The following is a 25154-nucleotide window of genomic DNA, read 5'->3' on the forward strand; positions in this document are numbered from 1 at the left end:
TGGATTGGAAACTGAATGAAATTACGCTTACACTCGTTATTGGCTATCGCATTAAGTGGTGTGCTTATTGGTTGTACATCAACAAAGCCTGATGTTGAAAATGTATCAGAGGTTGAACTCCATAGTAAAGCACAAGATGCACTTAATAGTGGTAATTTAAAATCAAGTATTTCTGTTTTAGAAGCATTGGATAAAAGTTACCCTTTTGGTCCCTATTCTCAACAAGTTCAACTTGATTTAATTTATGCATATTACAAAACTGCAGATTTACCACTAGCTGTAGCCTTAATAGACCGTTTTTTAAAATTGAATCCGACTCATCCAAATGTTGATTGGGTGATATATATGCGAGGCCTATCTAATATGGCTCAAGATGACAATATGATTCAGGGTTGGTTCAATGTTGATCGTTCAGATCGCGATTCCCAATATGCGATCACGGCTTTTAAAGATTTTTCCTACCTCGTTTCCAGTTTTCCATCAAGTTATTATGCCGCTGATGCACAAAAACGCTTAGTTTTTTTAAAAAATAGAATAGCACGATATCAGTTAAAAGTGGCTGAATTTTACACCAAACGTGGAGCGTATGTCGCTGTCATTAATCGTGTGACACAAATGCTATCCCTATTTCCCGATACAGATTCAACAAAATCTGCTCTATTGTTAATGCGCAATGCTTATCAAGAATTAGGGTTAACGGCAGAAGTCGAAAATGTTGATAAACTCATTCAAGCTAATCTTGAAAATATGCCCAAAGAGGAACAAAAGTCATTCTTTTCACGGTTTACTAGCGTCTTTAATGGCGGCTAATTAACCATTAATCACTTCATATCCAAATTTGTATAAAATCGAGTATGGCTATTTAATTGTTTAAATAGCCATATTAGTATTTTATCATCAAGAAACATTGCCTCGTTACCTTCTGACATATAAATAACGGTATACTCCATGATCATCATTTATATTTGTTAATGCTTTTGTTAGTTCTTGGGTAAGTTTAGTTGATAAAGTTGTATCCGATGAGGATAATGTAAAATCTGGCTTTATAATTTGTTCTTCGACATATTGTATAAATTGAAGAAATTGATCAATATCTTTTTTGGATAAATATATACTTTTTGCCATCATCATATTAATAAGCTTATTGTTAAACTCCAAAATAATCGTTTGATATAGCACTACGGTACTTTTATACATTATTACTGTTTTTAATGCTGACCATTGAAACGTTTGATTCAATGTTTTATGGTCATCAATACTAATCGAATATGAATTGACATTAATCGTCATTTTTTTACGAAACAAGCGAGCAATACATATAGCAAACAGAAAGATAGAAAATAATTCAGGAACAAGCAGTCCAACAATAAAAATGACCTCAAAGTACCGGTTGGGAATCATCGGCATGATCGCATCAGAGAAAAATAAATACATGAGACAACCAAGGACTAAAACACCAAAGCAACAAATGAGTATCATTAAATTTTTAAATGAGCGCTGAGTAAAACAACGAAATTCAAATGTACGATTTTCCATAAGCTATTCCTTATATTTTTTTAGAAATATATCTTAAGTTTTTTTTAAATACTTTGAGAAGAAAAGATTTATTTCTTTTTATTTATATTGTTAACTTTATTGTGTTTAATTCATATAAATATTGGTATCAAATCATTCTTCTTGTTTCTTACATCGTTTATAAAACGTGCCAATAGAGTTACCAAATTATTTTTTATTAGCAATAATAGATAGGACATATATTCATCACGTAAGAACAATATTGCCTAGATGAGATTGAAGCCCCAAAAGTCGATGAACTTATTTAAACCAATTTCGAAAATATACCGGTTGAAGAGAAAAATCATTCTTTCTCGTATCTTAAGTGTGTTTAATGATAGCTATTATATTGACCAATTAAAAGACAGTTAACGTTTATCAAAACAGTTGATGGCTATTTAACCATTCAATAGCCATTGTTTTATCACTAATTTACAAACAACATATGCGCATTAGCTACTTTCTGATATAAAGGTAACGATATTCTAAATCATGTGAAACATCCACTAGAAATTCAGCTGTTTTAGATGATAAAGTTTTATCCACCGAGAATAATGTAAAATCTGGTTTGAGAACTTGTTCATGAAGATATTGTGTAAATTCAAAAAATTGATCGATATCTTTTTTGGATAACAGTGGAATTCTTCCCTTTACTATCTGCATATTAATACGCTCATTGTCAAATTCCAGGATAAGTGTCTGATTAATCCAAACAGCGTTTTCGACTTTAAACATTATTACTTTTTGTAATGCTGACCATTGAAACATTTGATTCAATTTTTTATGGTCATCAATATTAATCGAATATGAATTGACATTAAACGTCATTTTTTTACGGAATAAACTCACAATACTTATAGCAAACAAAACGCCAGAAAGTAAGCTCAACACAAGGATTCCACCAAAAAGAATCTCCATAAAATATTGTTTGGGGATCAAAGGCATGACAGCATCAGAGGTAAATAAAAAAATGAGATAACCTGCGATAAATGAAGCAAAGCTAATAACTGATATAACTAAAACAATAAATGAGCGACGAGTGAAACAACGAAATCCAAATGTACGATTTTCCATAAGCTATTCCTTAAATTTTTAGAAATATATCTTAAGTTTTTTTAAATATATTGAGAAGCAAAGATTTATTTCTTTTATTTTGTTAACTCTATTGATTTTAATTCTTATAAATATTGGTATCAAATCATTCTCCTTGTTTCATATATCGTTTGTAAAACGTGCCAATAACCAATACAATTAGCAAATTATTTTTTATTAGCAATAATAGATAGGACATTAATTCGTCATGCAAGAACAATATCGCCCAGATGAGATTGAAGCCAAAGTTCAACAACATTGGCTAGAGAACAAAACATTTCACGTTACTGAAGATGCATCTAAAGAGAAGTATTACTGCTTGTCAATGCTTCCTTATCCTTCAGGTCGTTTGCATCTTGGTCATGTCCGTAATTATACAATCGGTGATACGATCTCACGTTATCAACGTCTAAATGGTAAAAATGTATTACAACCAATAGGTTGGGATGCTTTCGGTTTACCCGCTGAGGGGGCGGCAGTAAAAAACAATACCGCACCAGCAAAATGGACTTACGAAAATATTGCTTACATGAAAAAGCAATTACAATTATTAGGTTTTGGTTATGATTGGGATCGTGAAGTCACCACTTGCCGACCAGAATACTACAAATGGGAACAATGGTTTTTTACTAAACTTTATGAAAAAGGTTTAGTTTACAAAAAGACTTCAGCAGTTAACTGGTGCCCTAACGATCAAACTGTACTGGCGAACGAACAAGTCGTTGAAGGTTGCTGTTGGCGCTGTAATACCCCCGTCGAGCGTAAAGAGATCCCACAATGGTTTATCAAAATTACTGACTATGCCGAAGAGCTACTCAATGATTTAGATACGCTTGAAGATTGGCCAGAACAAGTTAAAACAATGCAACGAAACTGGATTGGTCGTTCTGAAGGGGTCGAATTTGATTTTGCTGTAGAAAACTACAATGATAAATTGCGTGTTTATACAACCCGTCCTGATACCTTAATGGGCGTAAGTTTTGTCTCAGTTGCCGCTGAGCACCCACTAGCACAATTAGCAGGGAAAAATAATCCGAAAATTGCTGAATTTATTGCAGAATGCAAAAATACCAAAACCGCAGAAGCCGATATGGCAACAATGGAGAAAAAAGGTATCGCCACTGGGTTTTATGCTATTCATCCGTTAACGGGTAATAAAGTGCCGGTATGGATTGCCAACTTTGTCTTAATTGAATATGGCACTGGTGCAGTAATGGCTGTACCGGGACATGATGAGCGAGATTATGAGTTTGCATCAAAATATAATCTGCCAATTAAACCAGTTATCTTAAATCAAGATGGGCAAGCTCCTGACCTGTCTGAAAATGCTTATACTGAACATGGTAAGCTATTTAACTCGGGTGAATTTGATGGACTTAATTTTGAGCAAGCATTCAATGCGATCGCCGACAAATTGACTGCATTGGGTATTGGTGAGCGTAAAGTTAATTATCGCTTGCGTGATTGGGGTGTTTCCCGTCAACGTTATTGGGGCGCACCGATTCCAATGGTCACCCTTGAAGATGGAACCACCATTCCGACGCCAGAAGACCAATTACCGGTTATTTTACCTGAAGACGTCGAAATGAATGGAATAACCAGTCCAATTAAAGCCGATCCAAATTGGGCAAAAACGACTGTTAATGGTCAAGCGGCATTACGAGAAACCGATACCTTTGATACCTTTATGGAATCATCATGGTATTACGCACGTTATACTTGTCCGCACTATGACAAGGGCATGTTAGATGAAAAAGCAGCGAATTACTGGTTACCTGTCGATCAGTACGTTGGTGGTATTGAACATGCCATTATGCATTTACTTTATTTTAGATTCTTCCATAAATTAATGCGTGATTTTGGCTTAGTCAGCTCTGATGAACCAGCTAAACGATTACTTTGTCAAGGTATGGTACTTGCTGATGCATTTTATTATACCAGTCCAACAAACGAACGCATTTGGGTATCACCGACCGAAGTCACCATTGAACGTGATGAAAAAGGTCGCATTTGTAAAGCAATCGACAGCAAAGGCAATGAACTTGTGCATGCAGGTATGACTAAAATGTCGAAATCGAAAAATAACGGCATCGATCCACAGGAAATGGTTGAAAAATATGGTGCTGACACAGTTCGATTATTTATGATGTTTGCCTCGCCTGCTGATATGACGCTTGAATGGCAAGAATCAGGTGTTGAAGGGGCTAACCGTTTTATTAAACGTGTTTGGCGTTTAGTGTATGAATATGCACAGCAAGGTAAAAGTGTCAAATTAGATGTGACACAATTGAATGCTGAACAAAAAACATTGCGTCGTGAACTTCATAAAACCATTGCCAAAGTCAGTGATGATATTGGACGTCGACAAACATTTAATACGGCAATTGCTGCTGTCATGGAGTTTATGAATCGTCTACAAAAAGCACCTTTAGAAAACGATCAAGATTATGCATTAATGAACGAAGCTTTAAACGCGATTGTTCGTTTACTTTATCCAATGATTCCGCATGTCTGTTTTATTATGTGGCAAGCATTAGGGCATAGTGAATCAATCGATGATGCAACATGGCCGATTGCTGATGAATCAGCGATGATTGAAGATGAAAAACTTATCGTAGTACAAATTAATGGTAAAGTTCGGGGCAAATTCACTGTACCTGCTAATGCTGAGCAAGATTTTGTTGTAGAACAAGCTAAACAAGAACCTAATATACAAAAATATTTGGCAGATGTGACTATTCGTAAAGTCATTTATGTACCAGGTAAATTATTGAATTTGGTTGTTGGTTAATATTGTTAATAACGAAAATTGGTGGTAATACTTATGAAAAAATATATCGTCTTAATCATGCTAATGGCAATATCACTGACAGGGTGTGGATTTCATTTGCAAAATGAAACTGAAATTCCTGCACGATTTAAAACCATGTCTTACGTAAGTTATGATCCTTACGGTAAATTATCAAGATATGTTAAAGAACTCTTGCATGATAATCATATCACACTAGTCAATGATGATGCTTCAGGCAAATATCCGACACTGAATATCACCAATGAAAATATTGATCGTAATACTATATCGATTTATCAAGACGGTAAAGCTGCTGAATATCAATTAGTTTTAACCGTCCATGCTCAAGCCGTAATCAATGGTAAGCAAATATATCCAATTAATGTACGGATATTCCGTACATTCTTTGATAATCCGTCAACGCCATTATCCAAAACAGCAGAGCAAAATTTAATCGAAGACGAAATGTATAGGCAAGCAGCAAAACAGATTATAGGTAAATTAAAATCTGTAGATGCCAAAAAATAACGATGTTATGATTAAAATCAATGCTGATCAAATTACTAATCACCTAGGATCACCCTATTATTTATTAGTAGGAAGTGATCCCTATCTGCAACATTATGCACAAACTCAATTGCGTCATACTTTTAAACAGAAAGGATTCGATGAGCAACTGACATATACGATAGACAATCAAACCGATTGGTCAGCAATTTATGACAGTTGTCAGGCATTAAATCTATTTTCGAATAACACGCTTATCTTTCTTGATTTTGGTGATAATGCATTAAATACAGCCTTAATAACAAAGCTTAATACACTAAGTGACGTTTTAACCCCTGAAATTGCGCTAATAATCAGTTTAAACAAAATCACTAAAACCCAGGAAAACGCAACATGGTATAAAGCGTTAAACGATAAACTTGTTGTCGTTAATTGCGTCACGCCCGATACCTTACAATTACCTCATTGGATAAAAAGTCATCTTCAGCACAGACAAATAAGCATCGAACCACAAGCGATTGAACTACTTTGTTATTATTATGAAGGTAATTTACTCGCATTAACACAAATTATTGAACAATTAAAATTACTATATCCAAATCATACCATTAGTTATGATCAAGTTGAAAATAACATTAATGATTCGGCTGTATTTACGCCTTATCATTGGATTGATGCCATGGTTGCCAATAAATCTAAACGTGCAACACATATATTACACCAACTAAAAATGAATGATTTGGAACCACTGATTTTAATGCGAATTTTTCAACGAGAGCTAATTCTACTTATTAATTTAAAAAAATCTTCAGAAAAAAAATCGCTTAAACAAGCGTTTGATGAATATAAAATATGGCAAAACAAAAGAGCTTTATATACCGCCTATTTAACGCGTTGTGATATCAAAAATTTATTTACCACTTTGGCAAAATTGACCGATATTGAGATCGGTTTAAAGCACGATAGCCAATTGCAAATTTGGGACAATTTGACCAGTTTGATGATGCAATTTATGGGATTAAATCAATGCTAACCGCTTTATTTGGTGGCACGTTCGATCCTATCCATTATGGTCATCTACGCACTGCAATTTCATTAGCGCAAGAAGTGGGTTTGACACAGATAGTTTTATTACCCAATAAAATACCACCACATAAAGCGCAACCAGAAGCAACCACACAACAGCGTCTGGCAATGTTAGCATTAGCCATTGAAGATTTACCTTTGTTTACCATTGACAACCGTGAAATTGTTCCTAGCACTGTAAATCGACCTTCTTATACCATCGATACTTTAAAGCAATGGCGTCATGAAAACGGGAAAACCGCATCACTTGCATTCATTATGGGGCAAGATTCATTACTGAATTTGCCCAGTTGGTATAAATGGCAATCATTACTCGATTATTGCCATTTGATTATTTGTCAGCGACCAAATTATGCCGCAAGAACTGATAACGTTGAATTTCAACAATGGATTGATAAAAATCGTACGACTAATATAAAAAATTTGCATGATTCTGCTCAAGGATGTATCTATTTTTCTGATACGCCTTTAGAAAATATTTCAGCAACGCAAATCAGGCAAAAAATTAAGAATCAACAAAGTTGTGAAGGTCTATTACCACTAAAAGTTTGGCAATATATCCACCAACAAGGTCTTTACCAGACAAAGAAAATTTAGAAATGACTTTACTTCTGGGAGTTTTTTCGGCATTATTTTGCGGCGATACTTATATGTTGTAAGTTGAGCTTTTTTATGTTTATACACACTATCATTTTATCTTATGATAAAATACTGAACTAGTCACTTAAGAAAAGCATCCAAAGTTGACTTTTCTTTCCCTCAAAAATAAAAGGGATATCATAAACGAGTTGTGTATAGTTAATTTGTTTTTATTATTAAGAGGCCCCAATGGCAAAAGAAGATAACATTGAAATGCAAGGTACCATACTTGATACTCTTCCTAACACGATGTTTCGTGTTGAACTTGAAAATGGTCATGTCGTTACTGCACATATTTCTGGCAAAATGCGAAAAAACTATATTCGTATTTTAACTGGCGATAAAGTTACTGTTGAAATGACGCCTTACGATCTTTCTAAAGCACGTATCATCTTCCGTAGTCGCTAATATCGTTATCAAACTTGTTATTTAAAAATTAACTAACCTTATGGGTTATTTTTCTCTTTTTTAATAAAATTCCGTCGACATAAATGTCGACGGAAGAGAAAAAATTTAACCAACTTTCTCAAACTAATCCGTTTGAGAAAAATCCATATCTTCGTATTTCACCCATTTAGTTTTCTTCACAATCTTATAACCCAAATAAATAATAAAGAATAACGGGATACCAACATAAGTCGCTATTACACCATTCCAATCAATGGTATCTTGTAAAAATGCTTCATAGTTTTGCCCAAGGGTGATGGTGAGACAAAGTACAAAAGCAAATATAGGGCCAAAAGGGAAACAACTTGAACGATAAGGTAATTTATTCACATCAAAACCTTGAGCCATGTATCCTTTTCTGAATCGATAATGACTAATCGCAATCCCAAGCCAAGCAATAAATCCGGTCATCCCCGACATATTAAGAAGCCATAAATAAACTTCTTGATCTTTATACATTGATGTTAAAAAACATAACATAGCAACAAATGTTGTGGCTAATAATGCAAATCGAGGCACACCCGTTGAAGATAATCTTGAAAAGATTTTAGGTGCTTTTCCTTCTTTTGCTAAGGCATATAGCATACGTGTCGAGGCATATAGACCAGAATTACCTGCGGATAAGACTGACGTTAAAATAACCGCATTCATTATGGCTGCTGCCGATAATAAGCCCGCATGTTGGAATACTAATGTAAATGGGCTGACACTAATATCGGTCTCCTCATTACGAAGTAAATTAGGATCGGTATAAGGAATAATTAAACTGATGACTAAAATTGCAAAAATATAAAATAGCAAAATACGCCAAAAAACTTGTTTCATGGCTTTAGGAATATTTTTTTCAGGATCTTTTGATTCGCCGGCTGCAATACCAATGAGTTCTGTGCCTTGGAATGAAAAACCAACCACCATAGCAACACCAATCATCGAAGAAAAGCCACCAACAAAAGGCGCATCACCAACAGTCCAATTTTGCCAACCAGTGCTTTCACTCCCACGTAAAATACCGACAATCATTAATAAGCCAACTGCAATAAAAATGATAACAGTCACAACTTTAATTAATGAGAACCAGAACTCAGCTTCGCCAAAACCTTTGACAGAAATATAATTTAAACAGAAGATAATGCTTAAGAATAGCAAACTCCAAAGCCAACTATACGCTCCGGCATCAAACCAATACGAAATGACCAACTGCGCAGCAACCAGATCGACCGCGACGGTAATTGCCCAGTTGTACCAATAATTCCAACCAATCGCAAATCCGAACGCCTCGTCAACATAACGCGCGCCATAAGTCGCAAATGTCCCAGATACAGGTAAATATGCTGCAAGTTCACCAAGGCTGGTCATTAAAAAGTACACCATTACACCAATAATGGCATAGGAAAGCAAAGCACCTCCAGGCCCTGCCTGTGCAACTGTCGCACCGGATGCAACAAAAAGCCCTGTCCCAATTGAACCACCGATTGCAATCATGGCTAAATGGCGAGCCTTTAAATCCCGTTTTAATTTATTTTTCATAACAAAAATCTTCTTTTAAAGAGAGTAAAGGTAATTAAGAAAACTTCAGTTTCCAATCGGTTATTTTAACAAATTGATAGAAAACGCTATTTATCTTAATTATTGTGTATATTTATCATTAAATAATGAAATGCGGTGAAGTGTATCAAAAAAAAAACAACACGAGATAAATAATTCTAATAATAGCGCAAGTTTGTTAAATATTAGCAATATTTAGGCGCTAGTGACCTGTTCTAATTGAGTTAAATAATCTAAAGCTTGTTCACGATCATTGCCACACATTTCCATACATGGCTTTAATCGACAACAAACCTTTGGTCTGGAGGATTGTCCAAAGAGTTGACATTGAAAACGACTATCTAAATGGATACAGGGCACGCCGGCAGGCTTGCCATTGGGCATTCCGGGAATAATGGACGAGATCGAAGGTGCAATACAGCAGGCCCCACAATTTTGACGACATTTAACCAATTCTGTCATAAGATTCCTTTAATTTAAGGAACATCGATAAATTTTGATGGTGACAATAGCAAGATAGGGGTAAAATAGCGAGCTAAATTTTAAATTCGATTTTAAAACCTCACAAAGAAACTATTATGGCAAAAGCAAATGAAATAAAACGTGGCGATGCCGTCACTTATAATGGCAAATTATTACTGGTTAAAGACATTGATGTTCAAAGCCCAAGTGCCCGTGGTGCAAGTACACTCTATAAAATGCGTTTTACCGATGTCAAGACAGGCGGTAAAGTTGAAGAGCGATTTAAAGGTGACGATATTATCGAAACCATTGAACTTTTTCGACGTCCAGTCAGCTTTTCCTATATCGATGGTGATGAATATGTCTTTATGGACAATGAAGACTATACGCCATTTATTTTCAAAAAAGCACAAATTGAAGAAGAACTTCTTTTTATTCCAGAAGGTGGCATGAACGGCATTCAAGTACTCATGGCTGATGGCGAAGTCGTTGCATTGGAATTACCACAAACGGTTGATCTAGAAATTATTGAGACCTCACCAAGTATCAAAGGGGCATCAGCAAGTGCTCGCACCAAACCAGCCACATTATCAACAGGACTTGTTATTCAAGTTCCAGAATATATTGATAACAATGAAAAGGTCAAAATTCATATCGCCGAACGTCGTTATATGGGACGATCAGAATAACGTATTAATTTGTCATGAAAACCTATAATCAAAACAAACTCCATAAACGATTGCGTCGCCTTACTGGTGAAGCGATCGCTGATTTTAATATGATCGAAGAAGGCGATCGTATTATGGTCTGTTTATCAGGCGGTAAAGATAGTTATACCTTGCTTGATATTTTATTAAATTTAAAGATCAGTGCGCCTATTGATTTTGATCTTATTGCCGTTAATTTAGATCAAAAGCAACCCGGATTTCCTGAGCATGTATTACCGCAATACCTTGAGTCGTTAGGCATTGAATATAAAATAGTTCAAGAAAATACCTATGGTATTGTCAAAGAAAAAATACCAGAAGGTAAAACAACTTGTTCGCTTTGTTCACGTCTGCGCCGTGGAATTTTATATCGCACCGCAACCGAACTGGGCGCCACAAAAATTGCCTTAGGTCATCATCGTGACGATATTTTAGAAACCCTGTTTTTAAATATGTTCTACGGCGGTAAACTAAAAGCAATGCCACCCAAATTAATGAATGATTCAGGTGAGCATATCATTATTCGTCCGCTTGCGTATTGCAAAGAAAAAGACATTGCAAAATATGCTGAAATTAAGCAATTCCCAATAATTCCTTGTAACCTTTGTGGTTCACAGCCCAATTTACAACGTCAAGTGATTAAAGAGATGCTTAATGAATGGGATAAAAAATATCCCGGACGCATTGAAACCATGTTCCGTGCAACCCAAAATATCACCTTATCGCATCTTTGTGATACTTCACTTTTTGATTTCAAAGGAATTAAAAAGGGGGATCACGTAATTGATGGAGGAGATATAGCATTTGATCACGAAGATATGCCCCAACCGATTGGATTTGATGCATCCGACCTTGAAGATCAAGACATGATCTTATGGAAAGAAGTTAAATAAATCTTTATATTATCGCTATTTTGTAAAATTATCCCACTCAACACTTTAGTGGGATAACAAATCTAAAACATCATTTTTTCGTCAATTTTAATAGCGTTAACTCACTGATAACATTCAATCGATTACATAATTGATAAAGTTTAAATTGAGCATCAACATTAATATTTTTCAATTCATTAACCATTTAGACCAACTTTGATTGACGATTTGTTTTTCCTCAACAAAACAGGAGTTATCAACCGTGCTGGGTAATAGTTGTAATGATAATTGATGAATTTCGTTACGCATATCTATATAAGCTTGAGTGAGCTTTTGGGCTTCATCCTGTTCCATAATCTGATAATTAGCAGCTAATTCTAATATCCGAACGTTATCGCTCCAAGTTGTCATTTTAGGATAATGATGTGCGTAATTAAGCACAAGATACTGTGATAAAAATTCAATATCCCCTATTCCACCCTGATCAATTTTTAAATTAAATAAATCTGGTTGAGTTGACCCCAAATGAGTACGCATTTTTTCACGCATTTCTCTAACTTCGGTTTTTAATTGATGTTCATCACGTACTTTACAAAGTACTTTATGTCGGATTTGTTTAAAACGCTCAATAAGTTCAACTTCGCCATAAATGGCTCTGGCGCGGACTAATGCTTGATGCTCCCAAGTCCATGCTTCATGCATTTGATAGTCCTCAAAAGCAGCTAAACTACAAGCTAATAAACCCGCTTCCCCTTGCGGACGTAAACGAACGTCAACTTCATACAAAATACCAAAACTGGTACGTATATTAAATAAATGGATAATACGCTGAACTAAGCGAAGATAGAATTGACGACTATCTATCTGTTTTTCACCCCTAGTCATACTGTTAACAGGACAGTCATGTAAAAAAACTAAATCTAAATCCGACCCATAACCCAGCTCCCAACCGCCCAATTTACCATACGCAATAACCACTAAACCTTTATGGTCATCTGTAAGATGTTCTGGCTTGCCATATCGAGCTATCATTTGATTCCATGCCATTTGAACAACAAAATCAAGGAGAGCTTCGGCCACAAACGTTAAATGATCACTCACTTTCATGGTGGTTAATACATGCGCAACATCGGCTGCGGCAATATGCAATAGTTGCATTTGCTTGAACTGGCGTAGCGCTTCAAGTTGTTGTTCTTCATCATCAACTTGAATGCGAAGCAAATATTGGTAAAGTTCACTTTTATATTCATTCGGGGCAACCGTTTGATAAAGTGAATGAATATCGATGAGTTCATCTAACAAAATCGGATAATGTGCCAACTGATCACTAATCATTGGAGAAGCACTACACAACCGAATTAACTGCTTCAATGCAGTGGGATATTCAAGTAATAATTCTAAATAGGTAGTACGGCTAACAATATTGACTAATAAAGGAAAAATTCTTGCTAACACAGTTAAGGCATTTTTTTCATTGCAGAGTATTTCTAATAATCTCGGCATAAGTTGATCAAGGATTTCTCGCCCACGCACACCTATTGTCCGTTTACCAATATCATTGCGAAATTGTAACAACAATTGACAAAGCTGATTTGCCGTTTGATCACAATAGTTAGGTAACACCGCTTTGACATCACTTAATTCTAAGTCTGGTACCCATAAATCATCAAACTTATCATTATATTGTTTAGACTGGGTGGATTCGGACTGTTCATCACCGATTAATTCATTGAATATTTCACGGTTGATCAACATTCTTTTTGCCAAGTCTTGTTCAAAATTTTCCCAATTGTCAAACCCCATACTGATTGCTAAACGCATTTGATCTAGTTCATTGTCTGGCAAAGTTTGGGTTTGCTCATCATTAATCGCTTGTAAAAGGTTTTCACAACGACGTAAAAAAAGATAATTTTCTCGAAGTAAAATCACTTCATTGAGTTTCAGTAATGATTCTTGTTCAATAACCTGCAAAGCACTTAATAACGAACGTGTTTGCAATCCAACCACTCGACCACCTCGAATAAGTTGAAAAACTTGAACGATAAACTCAATTTCCCGAATGCCGCCAGCGCCAAGTTTAATATTGTTTTTTAAGCCACGACGACGGACTTCACGTTCAATCATACTTTTCATGTTTCGCAGTGACTGTAAAACACTAAAATCGATATAACGGCGATAAATAAAAGGTTTAAGCATTTGATAGAGTTCTTGGGTATAAGGATCATGTTGGTCACCTAACACCTTTGCTTTCACCATTGCATAACGTTCCCAATCTCGACCTTGTTCTTGATAATAATCTTCCATAGAAGAAAAGCTAAGAACCAATGGACCGCCATCGCCTAAAGGGCGTAAACGCATATCAACACGGTAAACAAATCCATCTTCTGTAATCTGATCAAGCGTTTTAATTAAACGTTGTCCTAAACGTGTAAAAAAAACCGCATTATCTAATTCTCGACGTCCGCCTTGTGTCTGTCCATGTTCTGGATAAGTGAAAATCAAATCAATATCAGACGAAAAGTTTAGCTCGCCACCACCCAATTTACCCATACCTAAAATCAATAACGGTTGGGGTTTACCTTGCATATTGCTTGGCGTTCCCCATTCTTGACAACTTAATGAATAGAGCCAATCACGAGCCGTTACAACAATTATTTCTGCCAATTCACTGAGTTGTAACAAAATCTGTTCATCACTGCTTGCCTTTATTAATTGAGACCATGCCAGACGAATTAGCATTTTATGGCGAAATTGCCTTAATATTTTCATTAACGAGGCTTCATCTATGACTGAAACTAACTGTTCATTCAACCAAGATTGATAATATTGTCTTTCATCTGCCAGTGGTGGGTTTTGTACAAAATCAGCAAGCCAATGTGGAAAACGAGAAAATGCCTCAACAAGAAAATTACTTTGCACTAAAATATCAAGGTTTGCTTGTACCAGTACTGGATCGCAATGTTGAAGCTGATTGATAACGCTTTGCTTTTGATCTTTAAAAAGATTAGATTGGGGCATTTTTCTGTCTCACACAAGGTATTATCGGGTTTGATTTGTTAGATCATTGCATCAACGCCATTTACTATAACCGAAAACATAATCTGAGTATTACGTTAAAATTCATTTTCACCAATACATCTATAACAACTTGTATTATGGCGTGATATTAATTTTATTTTTTGAATCAAATAACAGTTTAGTCATAATTCTAACCAGTATCGAACTTAAAATAAACACCATTGCTATCGTTATCCATGTATAACACAATAAAAAGTTATTGGAGAATCTATAGAATGCTTGTAAATATTCATACAGAAAAACAGATACCCAAAAAATTATTGCAACCAAGATACAATTGAAAATAAATATACATAACGAACTAAATATAAGCTTTTTCAGGTTTAAAATTTCTGTTACGCCTGTAAAACATTTTCTCAACAAAAAATAGCCTATCAAATTAGTCATGAATAAAAATAGAACTAAAATTGTTAGATTAATAATTGAACTTGTTAAACTGTGATAATAACCGAAAAAAATTAGAGGAAATAACAACGTGCTAAAATAACAATTATAAAGCGAAATAAATAACCCAAAATGTAACCGCTGACTTTCAGATTGAGTTAATACGTCATTGCTGCGAATAAAATTTTTATTAAACAATTTGATACTAAGATAAGTCCACAGTGTTATAAAAATATAACTAATTAATATGTTAACAAAATTAATCAATTCATAAGTTAGAGACGAAGAAGAGATAACAGAATTTGAATAATTAAGTTTAGATCTAACCCATAAAAAGATATCACTGTAGAAAAGCGATCGTCCTGCAACCTCCATTGAGGCAAATAAAATAGCAACAAGTAAAGTATTAATAATATTTCTCGAATTGACTTGATGAATGGAGTATTTATTAAATAATACGATGGAAACAACAAATAAAACAATCGAACAAGGTATTTGGAAGAAGAAGTTGATTACGACTTGCCTAGTTACATACCGAATAAATTGATTATTTGTCATATCTGACAGTAAAGGATAATCATTAAATCCAGTAACATAGACTATGATATATAAAATATTAAATAACCAATAAAATAAAACTAATAATAGTGGTAATTTAAAAAAAGTCTTGTTCAATTTCATTGTTATACCTATATTCCATTTATTTCAGAAATTAACCTAAGTTTGAGTTTTGTGTTTGCCTCGCTACAAGCAAACTTTATAATTGAGTCAATACGTTGTATCGCCATTTGCCACTGCTCAAAATCTGGCTCAATTTGAAGATTTAGGTTTATTAATACTTCGTTTATTTGAATAAGTAACTGTTTATAATAACTGAAATCATTATTTTCTAAAGCATATTCTTCGTTTTGTTGCCAAAAGTTGAGTAAATTTGGTAAATCTTGTTCAATTTGTGCAGAAAAGATTTCAGAAGTAACAGGTTTATTTAATAATAAACGGTAACCTCTTGAAGCCTTACTCTGCGAAAAAAGATGTAAGTTAAAACGACTTAATTCAATCGCAAAGTTAATCAAATCTTGTTTATTGCCTTGTTTTATTTCGAGTTCAACTTCTTGTATTGGTTTAAATTTACCATTTGAGGTTATTTTGCCTAAATCTAAAGCAACTTCAATTTCGCTATTCGCAAACGAGATTAACCACACTTGACGAGTAAAGTTAGTAGTAAAAAGTGGTTGTAAATTTTTCTGTAACTTTTCGATGTCACAATTGTTAGGAAATACGCCTACAGGAAATAGAGATAAATCGAGTTGTGGACAACTTAAATCAACATTATATTCAGCGCGTTCATGCAAACCGGCGATAGCATGACTATCACGTTTTAACGTCATTTCGTACTGTTTACTTTCGTTGCTTTCAGTTACTCTAAGTCTTAATCCACAATGATGATTTCGCAAATAATTATCCGCTGTGTCATAGTAACAGTTACACAAAGATAAGGTTGAAAATGTACGCTGATTGTTCGATAAGCTCGAAAACTCAAGCTCATCACTACTTGCCCATTGGTTTAAAAAAGATTGTAGATCAGCAATGTCACAATTATTTATCTGGAATTTTAACTCAATTTCATTACTCATGAATTTAAACGGGAATAGGATTTAATTTGCTATATCATATCCCGATTAATGAAATAAATATACACTATTAGGTGGGAATAAACAGTTGATCATCACTTTCTATAGTTAACCAACTGTTCAACTGAATTTATTATCACGTTTTAGGTTAAATTATTACTTCACTACTCGGAATGGGTTTGTTGATTTCTTCTCGGTTTTATCAGATTGCTGAATATCGGTTTCGCGTTGCTGTTTATATTCGGGTTCGTCTTCAAATCCCATGCCCACGCCATTTTCACGAGCATAAATGGCTTCTACGGCTGACATCGGCACAACAATATGTTGTGGCACACCCGAAAATCGCGCATTAAATTCAATTTTTTCATTTGTTGCCATATATTGCGCAACGGAATGTGGCGCAATATTTAACACGATCTGATTATCTTTCACAAACTCTTGCGGTACAAGAACACCGAATACCGAAGCATTTACCACGATATAAGGAGTAAGTTCATTATCAACAATCCAATCATAAAACGCCCTAAATAAGTAAGGGCGTCGAGCAGTCATTTGGTTTGGATCCATTTAGATTACCTTCTAAAATCATATAATAAATTAGAGCAGATAAATTATTATACTCTAATTTTTCTCTCATCTTCAGTTAATGAACTGATAAAAGCTGGGCGTTCAAAAATTCTTGCCATGTAGGCTAAATAATTTTTTTCCGCAACTTTAGGTAATTCTATACCAAGTATTGGCAATCGCCATAGTAGAGGTGCGAAATAACAATCGCATAGCGTAAAATCATCACTCATAAAAAAGTCTTTTTCTTTAAACATGACAGAAATTGAGACTAAATCATCAAGAAGATTTTTACGTGCGACTTTAGCGGCATCACTATTTGGATCGGCGATAATGGTTTCATAAGCACTGTACCATTCTCTTTTAATGCGATACATCGTTAATCGAGAATTAGCACGCACAATCGGATAAACAGGCATTAATGGTGGATGAGGGAAACGTTCATCGAGATATTCTAACGCTATATGAGGCTCATACAGTGTTAAATCGCGATCAATCAACGTTGGAATTGAACCATAAGGATTAAGATCCAGTAACTCCTGAGGTAAATTATCAGCAGTTACAAACTCAATTTCAGCAGTCACACCTTTTTCTGCCAACACAAATCGGATCTGATGACCATAGATATCTGTTGTATCACAAAATAATGTCATTACAGAACGTTTATTAACAGCAACAACCATGTTCACTCCAAATATGCAAAATTTAAAATAGGTTTAGAGAGTTTCTATTCTAGCAAATTGGATAACAAAATTGTTAAAAAAAATTAATTTTCTTATCATCTTTCTTCAAATAATCGTTTTAATTGTGAAAAACTTTGACAATTTACCATGTTTAAGTCAATTAAAACCGATACAATTTATCAATAACAGTTGGCTCACAATTAAATAATCCGATGAAATGAAAAAAAAGACTTTGGTAATTGGAAGTGTGATAAATTTTAGTCATAAAAAAACCCAGACAATGCTGGGCTTTTGAAATAATTTTTTAACGTCTGCAATTAACGTTTGCTGAATTGTGGACGACGACGAGCTTTGCGTAGACCCACTTTTTTACGTTCAACTTGACGTGCATCACGAGTAACAAAGCCCGCTTGACGTAATGAAGAGCGTAAAGTTTCATCATATTCCATTAATGCACGAGTAATACCGTGACGAATCGCACCCGCTTGACCTGAAATACCGCCACCTTTAACAGTGATGTAAAGATCAAGTTTGTCAGTCATTTCAACTAACTCTAAAGGTTGCATCACAACCATACGAGCTGTATCACGACCAAAGTATTGCTCTAATGAACGTTTGTTAATAACGATATTTCCACTACCTGGTTTAATAAACACACGAGCAGCAGAACTTTTGCGGCGACCAGTACCGTAATATTGATTATCAGCCATCTTCTATCCCCTTAAATATCTAATACTTGCGGTTGTTGTGCCGCATGATTGTGCTCGCTACCAGCATAAACTTTAAGTTTACGGTACATTGCACGACCAAGAGGACCTTTCGGTAACATGCCTTTTACAGCAATCTCGATGACTTGTTCAGGATGACGTTCAATCATTTCTTTAAAAGTCGCTTCTTTAAGTCCACCGATGTAACCAGTATGACGATAATAGATCTTATCAGTGCGTTTTTTGCCTGTTACAGCAACTTTTTCTGCATTGATAACGATAATATAATCACCTGTATCTACATGTGGTGTATATTCTGCTTTATGTTTACCACGCAAACGGCTTGCGATCTCAGTAGCTAAACGACCTAACGTTTTACCTGCTGCATCAACAACATACCAGTCGCGTTTAACTGTTTCTGGTTTAGCTGAAAAAGTACTCATTCGTATTTATCCAATTTTTAATTAATCTCACGTTAATAAATCAAACGATTTATTTACACTTTTTGATTGCAATGATTAAGTAACTAACCCCTTCGAGTTGTTATATTAACCTTGACAACCGAAAACAGCGTTGGGAAGAACACTGTTGTAACGTGGGTTGCAATATTATACAGAAATATAGTAAAAGTGCTAGGTTTTGTCATAAAAAATTATAGCAAGTAAAAACGCTTGCTGTTAAACTTAAAACTAATTTTACTCAATCATATTATTTTAGATGACTCAGATAATTCAACTTACCGATAAAGATTATATAAGCAAAGGCTTACATAGGAAGTGCTATCACCATCCGACTAATCCCGATCAATGTATTAAAGTCAACTATAATGATGGGGCAGAACAAGAAACTAACCGCGAAATTGCCTATTACAAACATCTTATTAAACGCAATATCTCGTGGGATGCGTTAGCCAAATATTATGGCCCTGTGCAAACAAATTTTGGTGAAGGACATCTTTTCGAATTAATTCGTAATTATGATGGCAAAACCGCTACACCACTCGAAACATATCTTGCTGACCAACAATTAACACAACAATACTATGATGAATTAATTGTTTTGTTAAAAGCATTAAAGTCGACATTGCTTGACAATCGTATCATTACGATGACCATTAAAAGCAAAAATATCTTATTTCAACATCTTTCAGAACAAAAAAATCGGCTTGTCATTATAGATAATATTGGTAATTCGACCTTTATTCCGGTTGCCAACTATATCCCCTATTTTGCTAAATCGAAGATTGAGCGCACATGGCAACGTTTTTTAAAATCAATCATCAAAGATAATTGGCATAATCCACTGGTGGCTAATTTAATTGATGAGGTAAATCAGTAAGACGTAGCTGAGCAACTGTCCCTTGATGATGATCATGACGATTTTCTAAAGTGAACGATCCATGATGCAACTTTGAAATACGATTCACAATACTTAATCCAAGCCCTATTCCATCATGTTTTCGATCCATACGGAAAAAGGCTTGAGTTAATTTTTCGCTTTTAGACTCATCAATACCGCTACCTTCATCGACGACATTAATAATAATGCCTTCGGCATCTTTAAAACAATTAACGACAATTTTGGTATTGGGTGGACTATAACGACTACTATTTTCAACCAAATTTCGAATCAATAATCTAATTAAAGTGGTATCTCCTTCAAACATCAGTTTTTTATCAGGTATGTTCCATTGAATCGCTTGTTGCTTATGGAATGCTTGCTCGGATAACTCTTCAAAAAGCGGCAACATAATATCATCATGAAAATTAATTTTTTGATAGTGTCCAACAGTAAATTTTTGACTAGCTCTGGCAAGCATTAATAACTGTTCGACGGTATTAACTAAACGATCAATACGATCAATTAATTCATGACAATCGATATGATGTGTTGTTTCTAATAATTCTAAATGCAAACGGATACCGGCTAATGGTGTTCGCATTTCATGCGCAACATCAGCCGTAAAAAGACGCTCTTGAGCAAGTGTACTACTTAATCGGACAAACAACTTATTTAAAACAGTGGTAATGGATTTAATTTCTCGCTTATTACTAATGGGATCAATAGGACTCAGATTATCTTCGGTTCGTTCATTTAAATCTTTTTCTAACACTTCTAAGGGTTTTGTAATCCATTTAATGGCTTTATACGCAAGGAATAAAGTGACTAACATCATTGAAAAAGCAGAACAAAATAAGGCAAAAATAGCTTCTAGTTCTTCATGTTCAACCACTTCATCAATTTTGTTTTGACTTAAGGTCAAATTTACCAATACATCTATCTGTTCTTTACTTTCATGCCATAACCATAACACCGTAATGATCTGGCAAATGAGCATAATCGCCCCCAAAGTGAAAAAAAGATTCCAACGAATACTTTGACGAATATTATTTAACGATTTAAAGATCATCATGTTTTTCATTCAATAAAGAAAAATAATAATTTAATAGTCGCTATTGAGTTGATAACCATAGCCCCGTACAGTTTTGATTAAACTTTTACCTAATTTAGTTCGTAATCCATGAATATAAACCTCAAGCACATTAGAACTTGGATCACTTTGCCAATCATATAGATCATTTTGCAATAAATCACGGTGTACTTTTTCGCCGGCTTTTAACATCAGTCGAGAAAGTACAATAAACTCTTTAGGCGTCAATGTTACTTCACGCTGATGTTGAGTGACAATTTGTTGCTTAATATCAATGGTAATTGAACCAAAGCAAATAAGATTATCAGCAGTGCCCTGATTACGGCGAATTAAGGCTCTCACTCTGGCTAAAAGCTCAGTTAAAGCAAAAGGTTTAATAAGATAATCATCGGCACCATGATCTAATCCTTCAACTCGATCTTCAATGGTATCTCGAGCGGTTAAAATAAGCACTGGGGTATCTATCTGTTTTTTACGCCAACGCGTTAGCAAATCTAAACCGTCACAATCAGGTAACCCCAGATCCAATATTATCAGACTAAATTGACCAAATTGAATAAACTGCTCAGCTTGTTTACCATTAGATGCCACTTCACACACATAACCGTTAGAAGTAATGCCATCATAGAGTCCTTTTTGAAGAAGGCTATCATCTTCAACAATAAGTATTTTCATTAAATGTTATCCTATTGTCGATTGGACATTCATATTAAATGTTCCTTAATTAACGTAAAAATAGTGATATCGAAAAAATTCAATTACTGGATTTATTGACTCAACTTTATTGAATTAACGATTAATACACTCAATCATTTAAGAAAAGCAACCCAAGATTTAGACACAAAATAAGCCGATAAAAGACTGACAATAAAACTGATAATAATATCTAAAGGCCAATGAATACCTAAATAAATTCGGCTCCAACAAACCAATAACGCAACAATAAAACAGCAATAATATAATTTTTTAACTTGCTGCTTTGTATTGAAAAAAATCGAAAAAAACAGTGTCCATACAAAAACAGCATGTTGGCTTGGCAACGAACTATTGGTTTCGTGATACAGATAATGGGTTCCAACATCAAGCGCAAAAGGGCGAGGCGAATAAAATAGATGACGTATCACAAAAGAAATCAATAGCGCTAACACTAAACTAACCATAATTTTAACAATCGATTCTCGATAATCGGGCTTCAAAAACCAATAGCCAGCTAACATGATAATTGGAAAAAACATTAAATAATTAGCACAAAAGATTGCAAAATAGATAAAAGATTTTGATGCTTGATCAGAAGCATTAATCAATAAAAAGAGTTTAGTATTAATATCATACCACATGAAAAGTTGAACAGACTGAATTATTCATATCAAAAATGTAACCTATTAACCTTAAAAAAACCTTAATAACCCCTTTAATCTATTTTACTTGAGTGACTTATCGTTATATGGGTTTAATTTAAATACTGAAAAGTTAGACATGTTTATTTGTGGTCGATGCCATAATGCAACCAACATCTTGCCAAAAATGAAACCGTAATATCAAGCAACCAACAAATGAAAAAATAAACCAGAATGACAAATAAAAAAATCTCAGTCGGGTAAACCATATTACGATTATTAATTTGTGTTGCCACAAAGGTAAACTCGGCAACACCAACAATGTAGGCCAAAGAAGTATCTTTAATGAGTGAAACCCACTGATTAATAAACGACGGCAACATCATCTTTAATGCTTGTGGTAAAATAATTGCGATAATCACTTGCGCTTTATTCAGCCCCAATGAATAAGCCGCTTGCCACTGATCTTTACCAACTGCATTCATACCGGCATGAACAGAATGCCCAATATAAGCTGCTCCAATTAATGATAAAGCAAAGATCACGGTAGCAATAGCCGGTACATCGACATTAAAAATCACGGGTAATAGAAAATAAGTCCAAAAAATTAACATAATGACTGGAATTGCTCGCAAAAAAGCAAGAAGCGTGATAAGTAACTGACGCACTCCCCCTTTTAGCACGGTTAAACCAACACCGGCTACTATGCCTAAAATAGTTGAAAAAACAATTGCAACAACACTCATTAATAACGTTAAAAACATGCCACCAGGAAAGTTACCCCACATCAGGTAACCCAGATTATTCCAAATAACAGCAAATCCCATAAAATCCATAACTGACTAACCTTTACTTATTTGCAACCGACTTGCTTGATAAATATTGCCAACCGTTCCTACTATTACAATGGCTAAAATATATAACAAGGTTGCAATAGCAAAATCTTGAAACGTCTTTAAGGATTCCGTTTCGACTTGCCGAGAAACATAAGAAAGTTCAAGCACGCCAATAGCCATGGTTAATGATGAATTTTTGATAATATTCATATATTGCCCAATTAATGGCGGAAAAGCGATGCGCACACTTTGTGGTAAAATGATAAACCGCATAGTTTGCCACCACGTTAACCCCAACGCTAAAGACGCTTGTTGTTGTCCCTTCGCCACACCTAAAATACCAGCCCGAAACTCTTCAGCAATAAAAGCACTGGAATAAAACGTTAAAGCAATCAAACCAATAATAAACTCAAAAGAAGGCATTTTTAACGTTAAAAAAAAGAGTTGAATTTGGGGTTCATCAAATAACCACACTTTAAATTCAATTGGTAATAAATTACCGACACCAAAATACCAAAAAAACAGTTGGGGCAGTAAAGGCGAATAACGAAAAATTGCATTATAGAATGTCACCAAACCTTTTAAGATTTTGATATGGCTTTGTTGAGCAATCACTAACAAAAAACCCAGCACAGTTGACAATATTATGGTTAATAACGAAATCGCAAGCGTCACTAAAAAACCGTCCCACAGCCACCACAAATATCGTGGTTCAAGTAATTGCTCAAACATCTATTTATTGACCTTTACCGATTTTAAAATCACCACGAGGCATTGCTGACGTCGTTTCGGGTCCAAACCAGCGATTATAAATCGTCACCGCTTCACCGTCTGTTTCAAGATTTAACAAGATTTGATTCACTTTATCTTTTAAACGAGTTTCGCCTTTAGGAATGCCAACCGCTTGATATTCTTGGGTAATACTAAAGGGTGAGATTTCAAAAATAGCACGTTGCTCTTCGGGTACGTTGGCAAGTAAACCAATTAATTTAGCATCATCTTGCGTAATAGCTTGCACCACCCCATTACGTAAAGCGGCAAACGCAAACGGCGTATCATCATACGAAATTACTTTAGCGGTAGGATATTTTTCACGTAGAGTAATTTCCATTACTGTCCCTTTATCAGCTCCAATACGAAGATTTTTCAAATCATCCGGTGATGTTAATACCCCTTTTTTTGCCACAAATTTTTGTCCGGTAGCAAAATAAGGCAAACTAAAATCAACCGCTTTGGCACGCTCCTCAGTTACGGTGAAATTAGCCACAATTAAATCGGCTTTTTGTGAAGTTAATAATGGTATACGATTGGCAGGATTAGTCGGTACAAGTTCAACCTTTACCTTTAAAGCTTTACCGATTTGATTGGCATAATCCACATCTAACCCGACAATATTATGCGATTTTTCATCAACAAATCCAAAGGGTGGATTACTATCAAATACCGCAATTTTAATTACCCCTTTTTTTTCGATATCATCAAGACGATCAGCATAAACCGAACTTGCGACCAATAATGAACCGATTAATGCAGCTACCGACAGTGACTTAGTAAAAAATTTCATTGTTATTATCCCCCTTTGGACTTAATAGGGTTTTAAGTTTATCAATAAAGTATTGGGGGGATAAATAACGATTATTTAGATGCTTATAACTTAAAGTTATATTTAAAAATGTCTTATAGTTTTATAAGTAAAGCAAAAAATTATCTGAATTTAGAGAACATTCTATTTACACTCACTCGGGCGGATTTGACACTCAAAAAAGTAAATAAAAAGTAAGATAAATTTCTGCTCATTGCC

At 34.7% G+C, this 25154-nt stretch carries 24 protein-coding genes and 1 pseudogene; 9 read left to right on the forward strand and 16 right to left on the reverse strand.

Annotated features, from left to right (window positions below; all coding sequences use genetic code 11):
- Positions 1-15: 15 nt before the first annotated feature.
- A pseudogene (gene bamD / locus ACGH6R_RS02160) lies at positions 16-738 on the forward strand (outer membrane protein assembly factor BamD); the annotation flags it as partial.
- Between the two features lie 177 nt (positions 739-915).
- Here bamD and ACGH6R_RS02165 read toward each other — a convergent pair.
- Together ACGH6R_RS02165 and ACGH6R_RS02170 are read right to left on the reverse strand one after the other, a co-directional pair.
- Positions 916-1536, reverse strand: a complete 621-nt coding sequence (locus ACGH6R_RS02165) for a hypothetical protein (RefSeq protein ID WP_065559308.1) — start codon at positions 1534-1536, stop codon at positions 916-918.
- A gap of 474 nt (positions 1537-2010) precedes the next feature.
- A complete protein-coding gene (locus ACGH6R_RS02170; protein WP_411598754.1) occupies positions 2011-2628 on the reverse strand; it encodes a hypothetical protein in 618 nt (205 codons plus the stop codon).
- Positions 2629-2854: 226 nt separating this feature from the next.
- Between ACGH6R_RS02170 and leuS the strand changes: the two genes are divergently transcribed.
- From leuS to infA, 5 genes are all read left to right on the forward strand, one after another.
- The gene (gene leuS / locus ACGH6R_RS02175) at positions 2855-5437 is read left to right on the forward strand and encodes a leucine--tRNA ligase (protein ID WP_411598755.1); all 2583 of its coding nucleotides are present in this window, start codon (positions 2855-2857) and stop codon (positions 5435-5437) included.
- Between the two features lie 33 nt (positions 5438-5470).
- Positions 5471-5965 (forward strand): LPS assembly lipoprotein LptE, encoded by a 495-nt coding sequence (gene lptE / locus ACGH6R_RS02180; protein WP_267352465.1) that lies wholly within the window; start codon positions 5471-5473, stop codon positions 5963-5965.
- 7 nt (positions 5966-5972) lie between these two features.
- Positions 5973-6977 (forward strand): DNA polymerase III subunit delta, encoded by a 1005-nt coding sequence (holA, locus tag ACGH6R_RS02185; protein ID WP_411598756.1) that lies wholly within the window; start codon positions 5973-5975, stop codon positions 6975-6977.
- Positions 6971-7627 (forward strand): nicotinate-nucleotide adenylyltransferase, encoded by a 657-nt coding sequence (gene nadD, locus ACGH6R_RS02190; RefSeq protein WP_267360169.1) that lies wholly within the window; start codon positions 6971-6973, stop codon positions 7625-7627. The genes holA and nadD overlap by 7 nt, the downstream gene beginning before the upstream one ends.
- A 231-nt stretch (positions 7628-7858) precedes the next feature.
- Entirely contained in the window at positions 7859-8077 is a 219-nt protein-coding gene (gene infA / locus ACGH6R_RS02195) for a translation initiation factor IF-1 (RefSeq protein WP_025315083.1), read from the forward strand.
- A 123-nt stretch (positions 8078-8200) separates the two neighbouring features.
- Here infA and ACGH6R_RS02200 read toward each other — a convergent pair whose 3' ends face one another.
- Entirely contained in the window at positions 8201-9643 is a 1443-nt protein-coding gene (locus tag ACGH6R_RS02200) for an amino acid permease (RefSeq protein ID WP_267360167.1), read from the reverse strand.
- Positions 9644-9856: 213 nt separating this feature from the next.
- Positions 9857-10123, reverse strand: coding sequence for a YkgJ family cysteine cluster protein (locus ACGH6R_RS02205; RefSeq protein ID WP_267360165.1), 267 nt, complete (start codon positions 10121-10123; stop codon positions 9857-9859).
- Between the two features lie 116 nt (positions 10124-10239).
- Between ACGH6R_RS02205 and yeiP the strand changes: the two genes are divergently transcribed.
- Both yeiP and ttcA read left to right on the forward strand, forming a co-directional pair.
- The gene (gene yeiP / locus ACGH6R_RS02210; RefSeq protein WP_220216846.1) at positions 10240-10812 is read left to right on the forward strand and encodes an elongation factor P-like protein YeiP; all 573 of its coding nucleotides are present in this window, start codon (positions 10240-10242) and stop codon (positions 10810-10812) included.
- A 14-nt stretch (positions 10813-10826) separates the two neighbouring features.
- Complete coding sequence (ttcA, locus tag ACGH6R_RS02215; protein ID WP_411598757.1) at positions 10827-11723, forward strand: tRNA 2-thiocytidine(32) synthetase TtcA; 897 nt, start codon at positions 10827-10829, stop codon at positions 11721-11723.
- Between the two features lie 168 nt (positions 11724-11891).
- Here ttcA and glnE read toward each other — a convergent pair whose 3' ends face one another.
- From glnE to rplM, 6 genes are all read right to left on the reverse strand, one after another.
- Positions 11892-14720: a bifunctional [glutamate--ammonia ligase]-adenylyl-L-tyrosine phosphorylase/[glutamate--ammonia-ligase] adenylyltransferase gene (gene glnE, locus ACGH6R_RS02220; protein ID WP_411598758.1), complete on the reverse strand. Its 2829-nt coding sequence runs from the start codon at positions 14718-14720 to the stop codon at positions 11892-11894.
- Positions 14721-15853: 1133 nt separating this feature from the next.
- Positions 15854-16798: an inorganic triphosphatase gene (locus ACGH6R_RS02225; protein WP_411598759.1), complete on the reverse strand. Its 945-nt coding sequence runs from the start codon at positions 16796-16798 to the stop codon at positions 15854-15856.
- A gap of 153 nt (positions 16799-16951) precedes the next feature.
- Positions 16952-17362, reverse strand: coding sequence for a ClpXP protease specificity-enhancing factor (locus tag ACGH6R_RS02230; RefSeq protein ID WP_267352457.1), 411 nt, complete (start codon positions 17360-17362; stop codon positions 16952-16954).
- Positions 17363-17409: 47 nt separating this feature from the next.
- Positions 17410-18042: a glutathione S-transferase N-terminal domain-containing protein gene (locus ACGH6R_RS02235; RefSeq protein ID WP_267352456.1), complete on the reverse strand. Its 633-nt coding sequence runs from the start codon at positions 18040-18042 to the stop codon at positions 17410-17412.
- A gap of 317 nt (positions 18043-18359) precedes the next feature.
- Positions 18360-18752: a 30S ribosomal protein S9 gene (gene rpsI / locus ACGH6R_RS02240; RefSeq protein WP_034901366.1), complete on the reverse strand. Its 393-nt coding sequence runs from the start codon at positions 18750-18752 to the stop codon at positions 18360-18362.
- A gap of 11 nt (positions 18753-18763) precedes the next feature.
- The gene (rplM, locus tag ACGH6R_RS02245; protein ID WP_034901369.1) at positions 18764-19192 is read right to left on the reverse strand and encodes a 50S ribosomal protein L13; all 429 of its coding nucleotides are present in this window, start codon (positions 19190-19192) and stop codon (positions 18764-18766) included.
- A gap of 274 nt (positions 19193-19466) precedes the next feature.
- On the opposite strand from rplM, the gene ACGH6R_RS02250 reads away from it, so the two are divergent.
- Positions 19467-20087 carry a YrbL family protein gene (locus tag ACGH6R_RS02250; RefSeq protein WP_267380756.1) on the forward strand — a complete coding sequence of 207 codons (621 nt, stop codon included), beginning with the start codon at positions 19467-19469 and terminating at the stop codon, positions 20085-20087.
- Here ACGH6R_RS02250 and pmrB read toward each other — a convergent pair.
- The 6 genes from pmrB to ACGH6R_RS02280 form a co-directional block, all read right to left on the reverse strand.
- Positions 20059-21162 carry a two-component system sensor histidine kinase PmrB gene (pmrB, locus tag ACGH6R_RS02255; RefSeq protein ID WP_267360153.1) on the reverse strand — a complete coding sequence of 368 codons (1104 nt, stop codon included), beginning with the start codon at positions 21160-21162 and terminating at the stop codon, positions 20059-20061. The genes ACGH6R_RS02250 and pmrB overlap by 29 nt on opposite strands.
- Before the next feature lie 30 nt (positions 21163-21192).
- A complete protein-coding gene (gene pmrA, locus ACGH6R_RS02260) occupies positions 21193-21855 on the reverse strand; it encodes a two-component system response regulator PmrA (protein ID WP_411598760.1) in 663 nt (220 codons plus the stop codon).
- Between the two features lie 134 nt (positions 21856-21989).
- On the reverse strand, positions 21990-22517 hold the full coding sequence (locus tag ACGH6R_RS02265) for an undecaprenyl-diphosphatase (RefSeq protein WP_411598761.1): 528 nt from the start codon (positions 22515-22517) through the stop codon (positions 21990-21992).
- Between the two features lie 143 nt (positions 22518-22660).
- A complete protein-coding gene (locus tag ACGH6R_RS02270) occupies positions 22661-23344 on the reverse strand; it encodes an amino acid ABC transporter permease (RefSeq protein WP_411598762.1) in 684 nt (227 codons plus the stop codon).
- A 15-nt stretch (positions 23345-23359) separates the two neighbouring features.
- A complete protein-coding gene (locus ACGH6R_RS02275; protein WP_411598763.1) occupies positions 23360-24085 on the reverse strand; it encodes an amino acid ABC transporter permease in 726 nt (241 codons plus the stop codon).
- 4 nt (positions 24086-24089) lie between these two features.
- The gene (locus tag ACGH6R_RS02280; RefSeq protein ID WP_267360147.1) at positions 24090-24917 is read right to left on the reverse strand and encodes an ABC transporter substrate-binding protein; all 828 of its coding nucleotides are present in this window, start codon (positions 24915-24917) and stop codon (positions 24090-24092) included.
- Between the last annotated feature and the right edge of the window lie 237 nt (positions 24918-25154).

The organism is Gilliamella sp. CG13, assembly GCF_046635805.1.
Lineage (GTDB): Bacteria > Pseudomonadota > Gammaproteobacteria > Enterobacterales > Orbaceae > Gilliamella > Gilliamella apicola_I.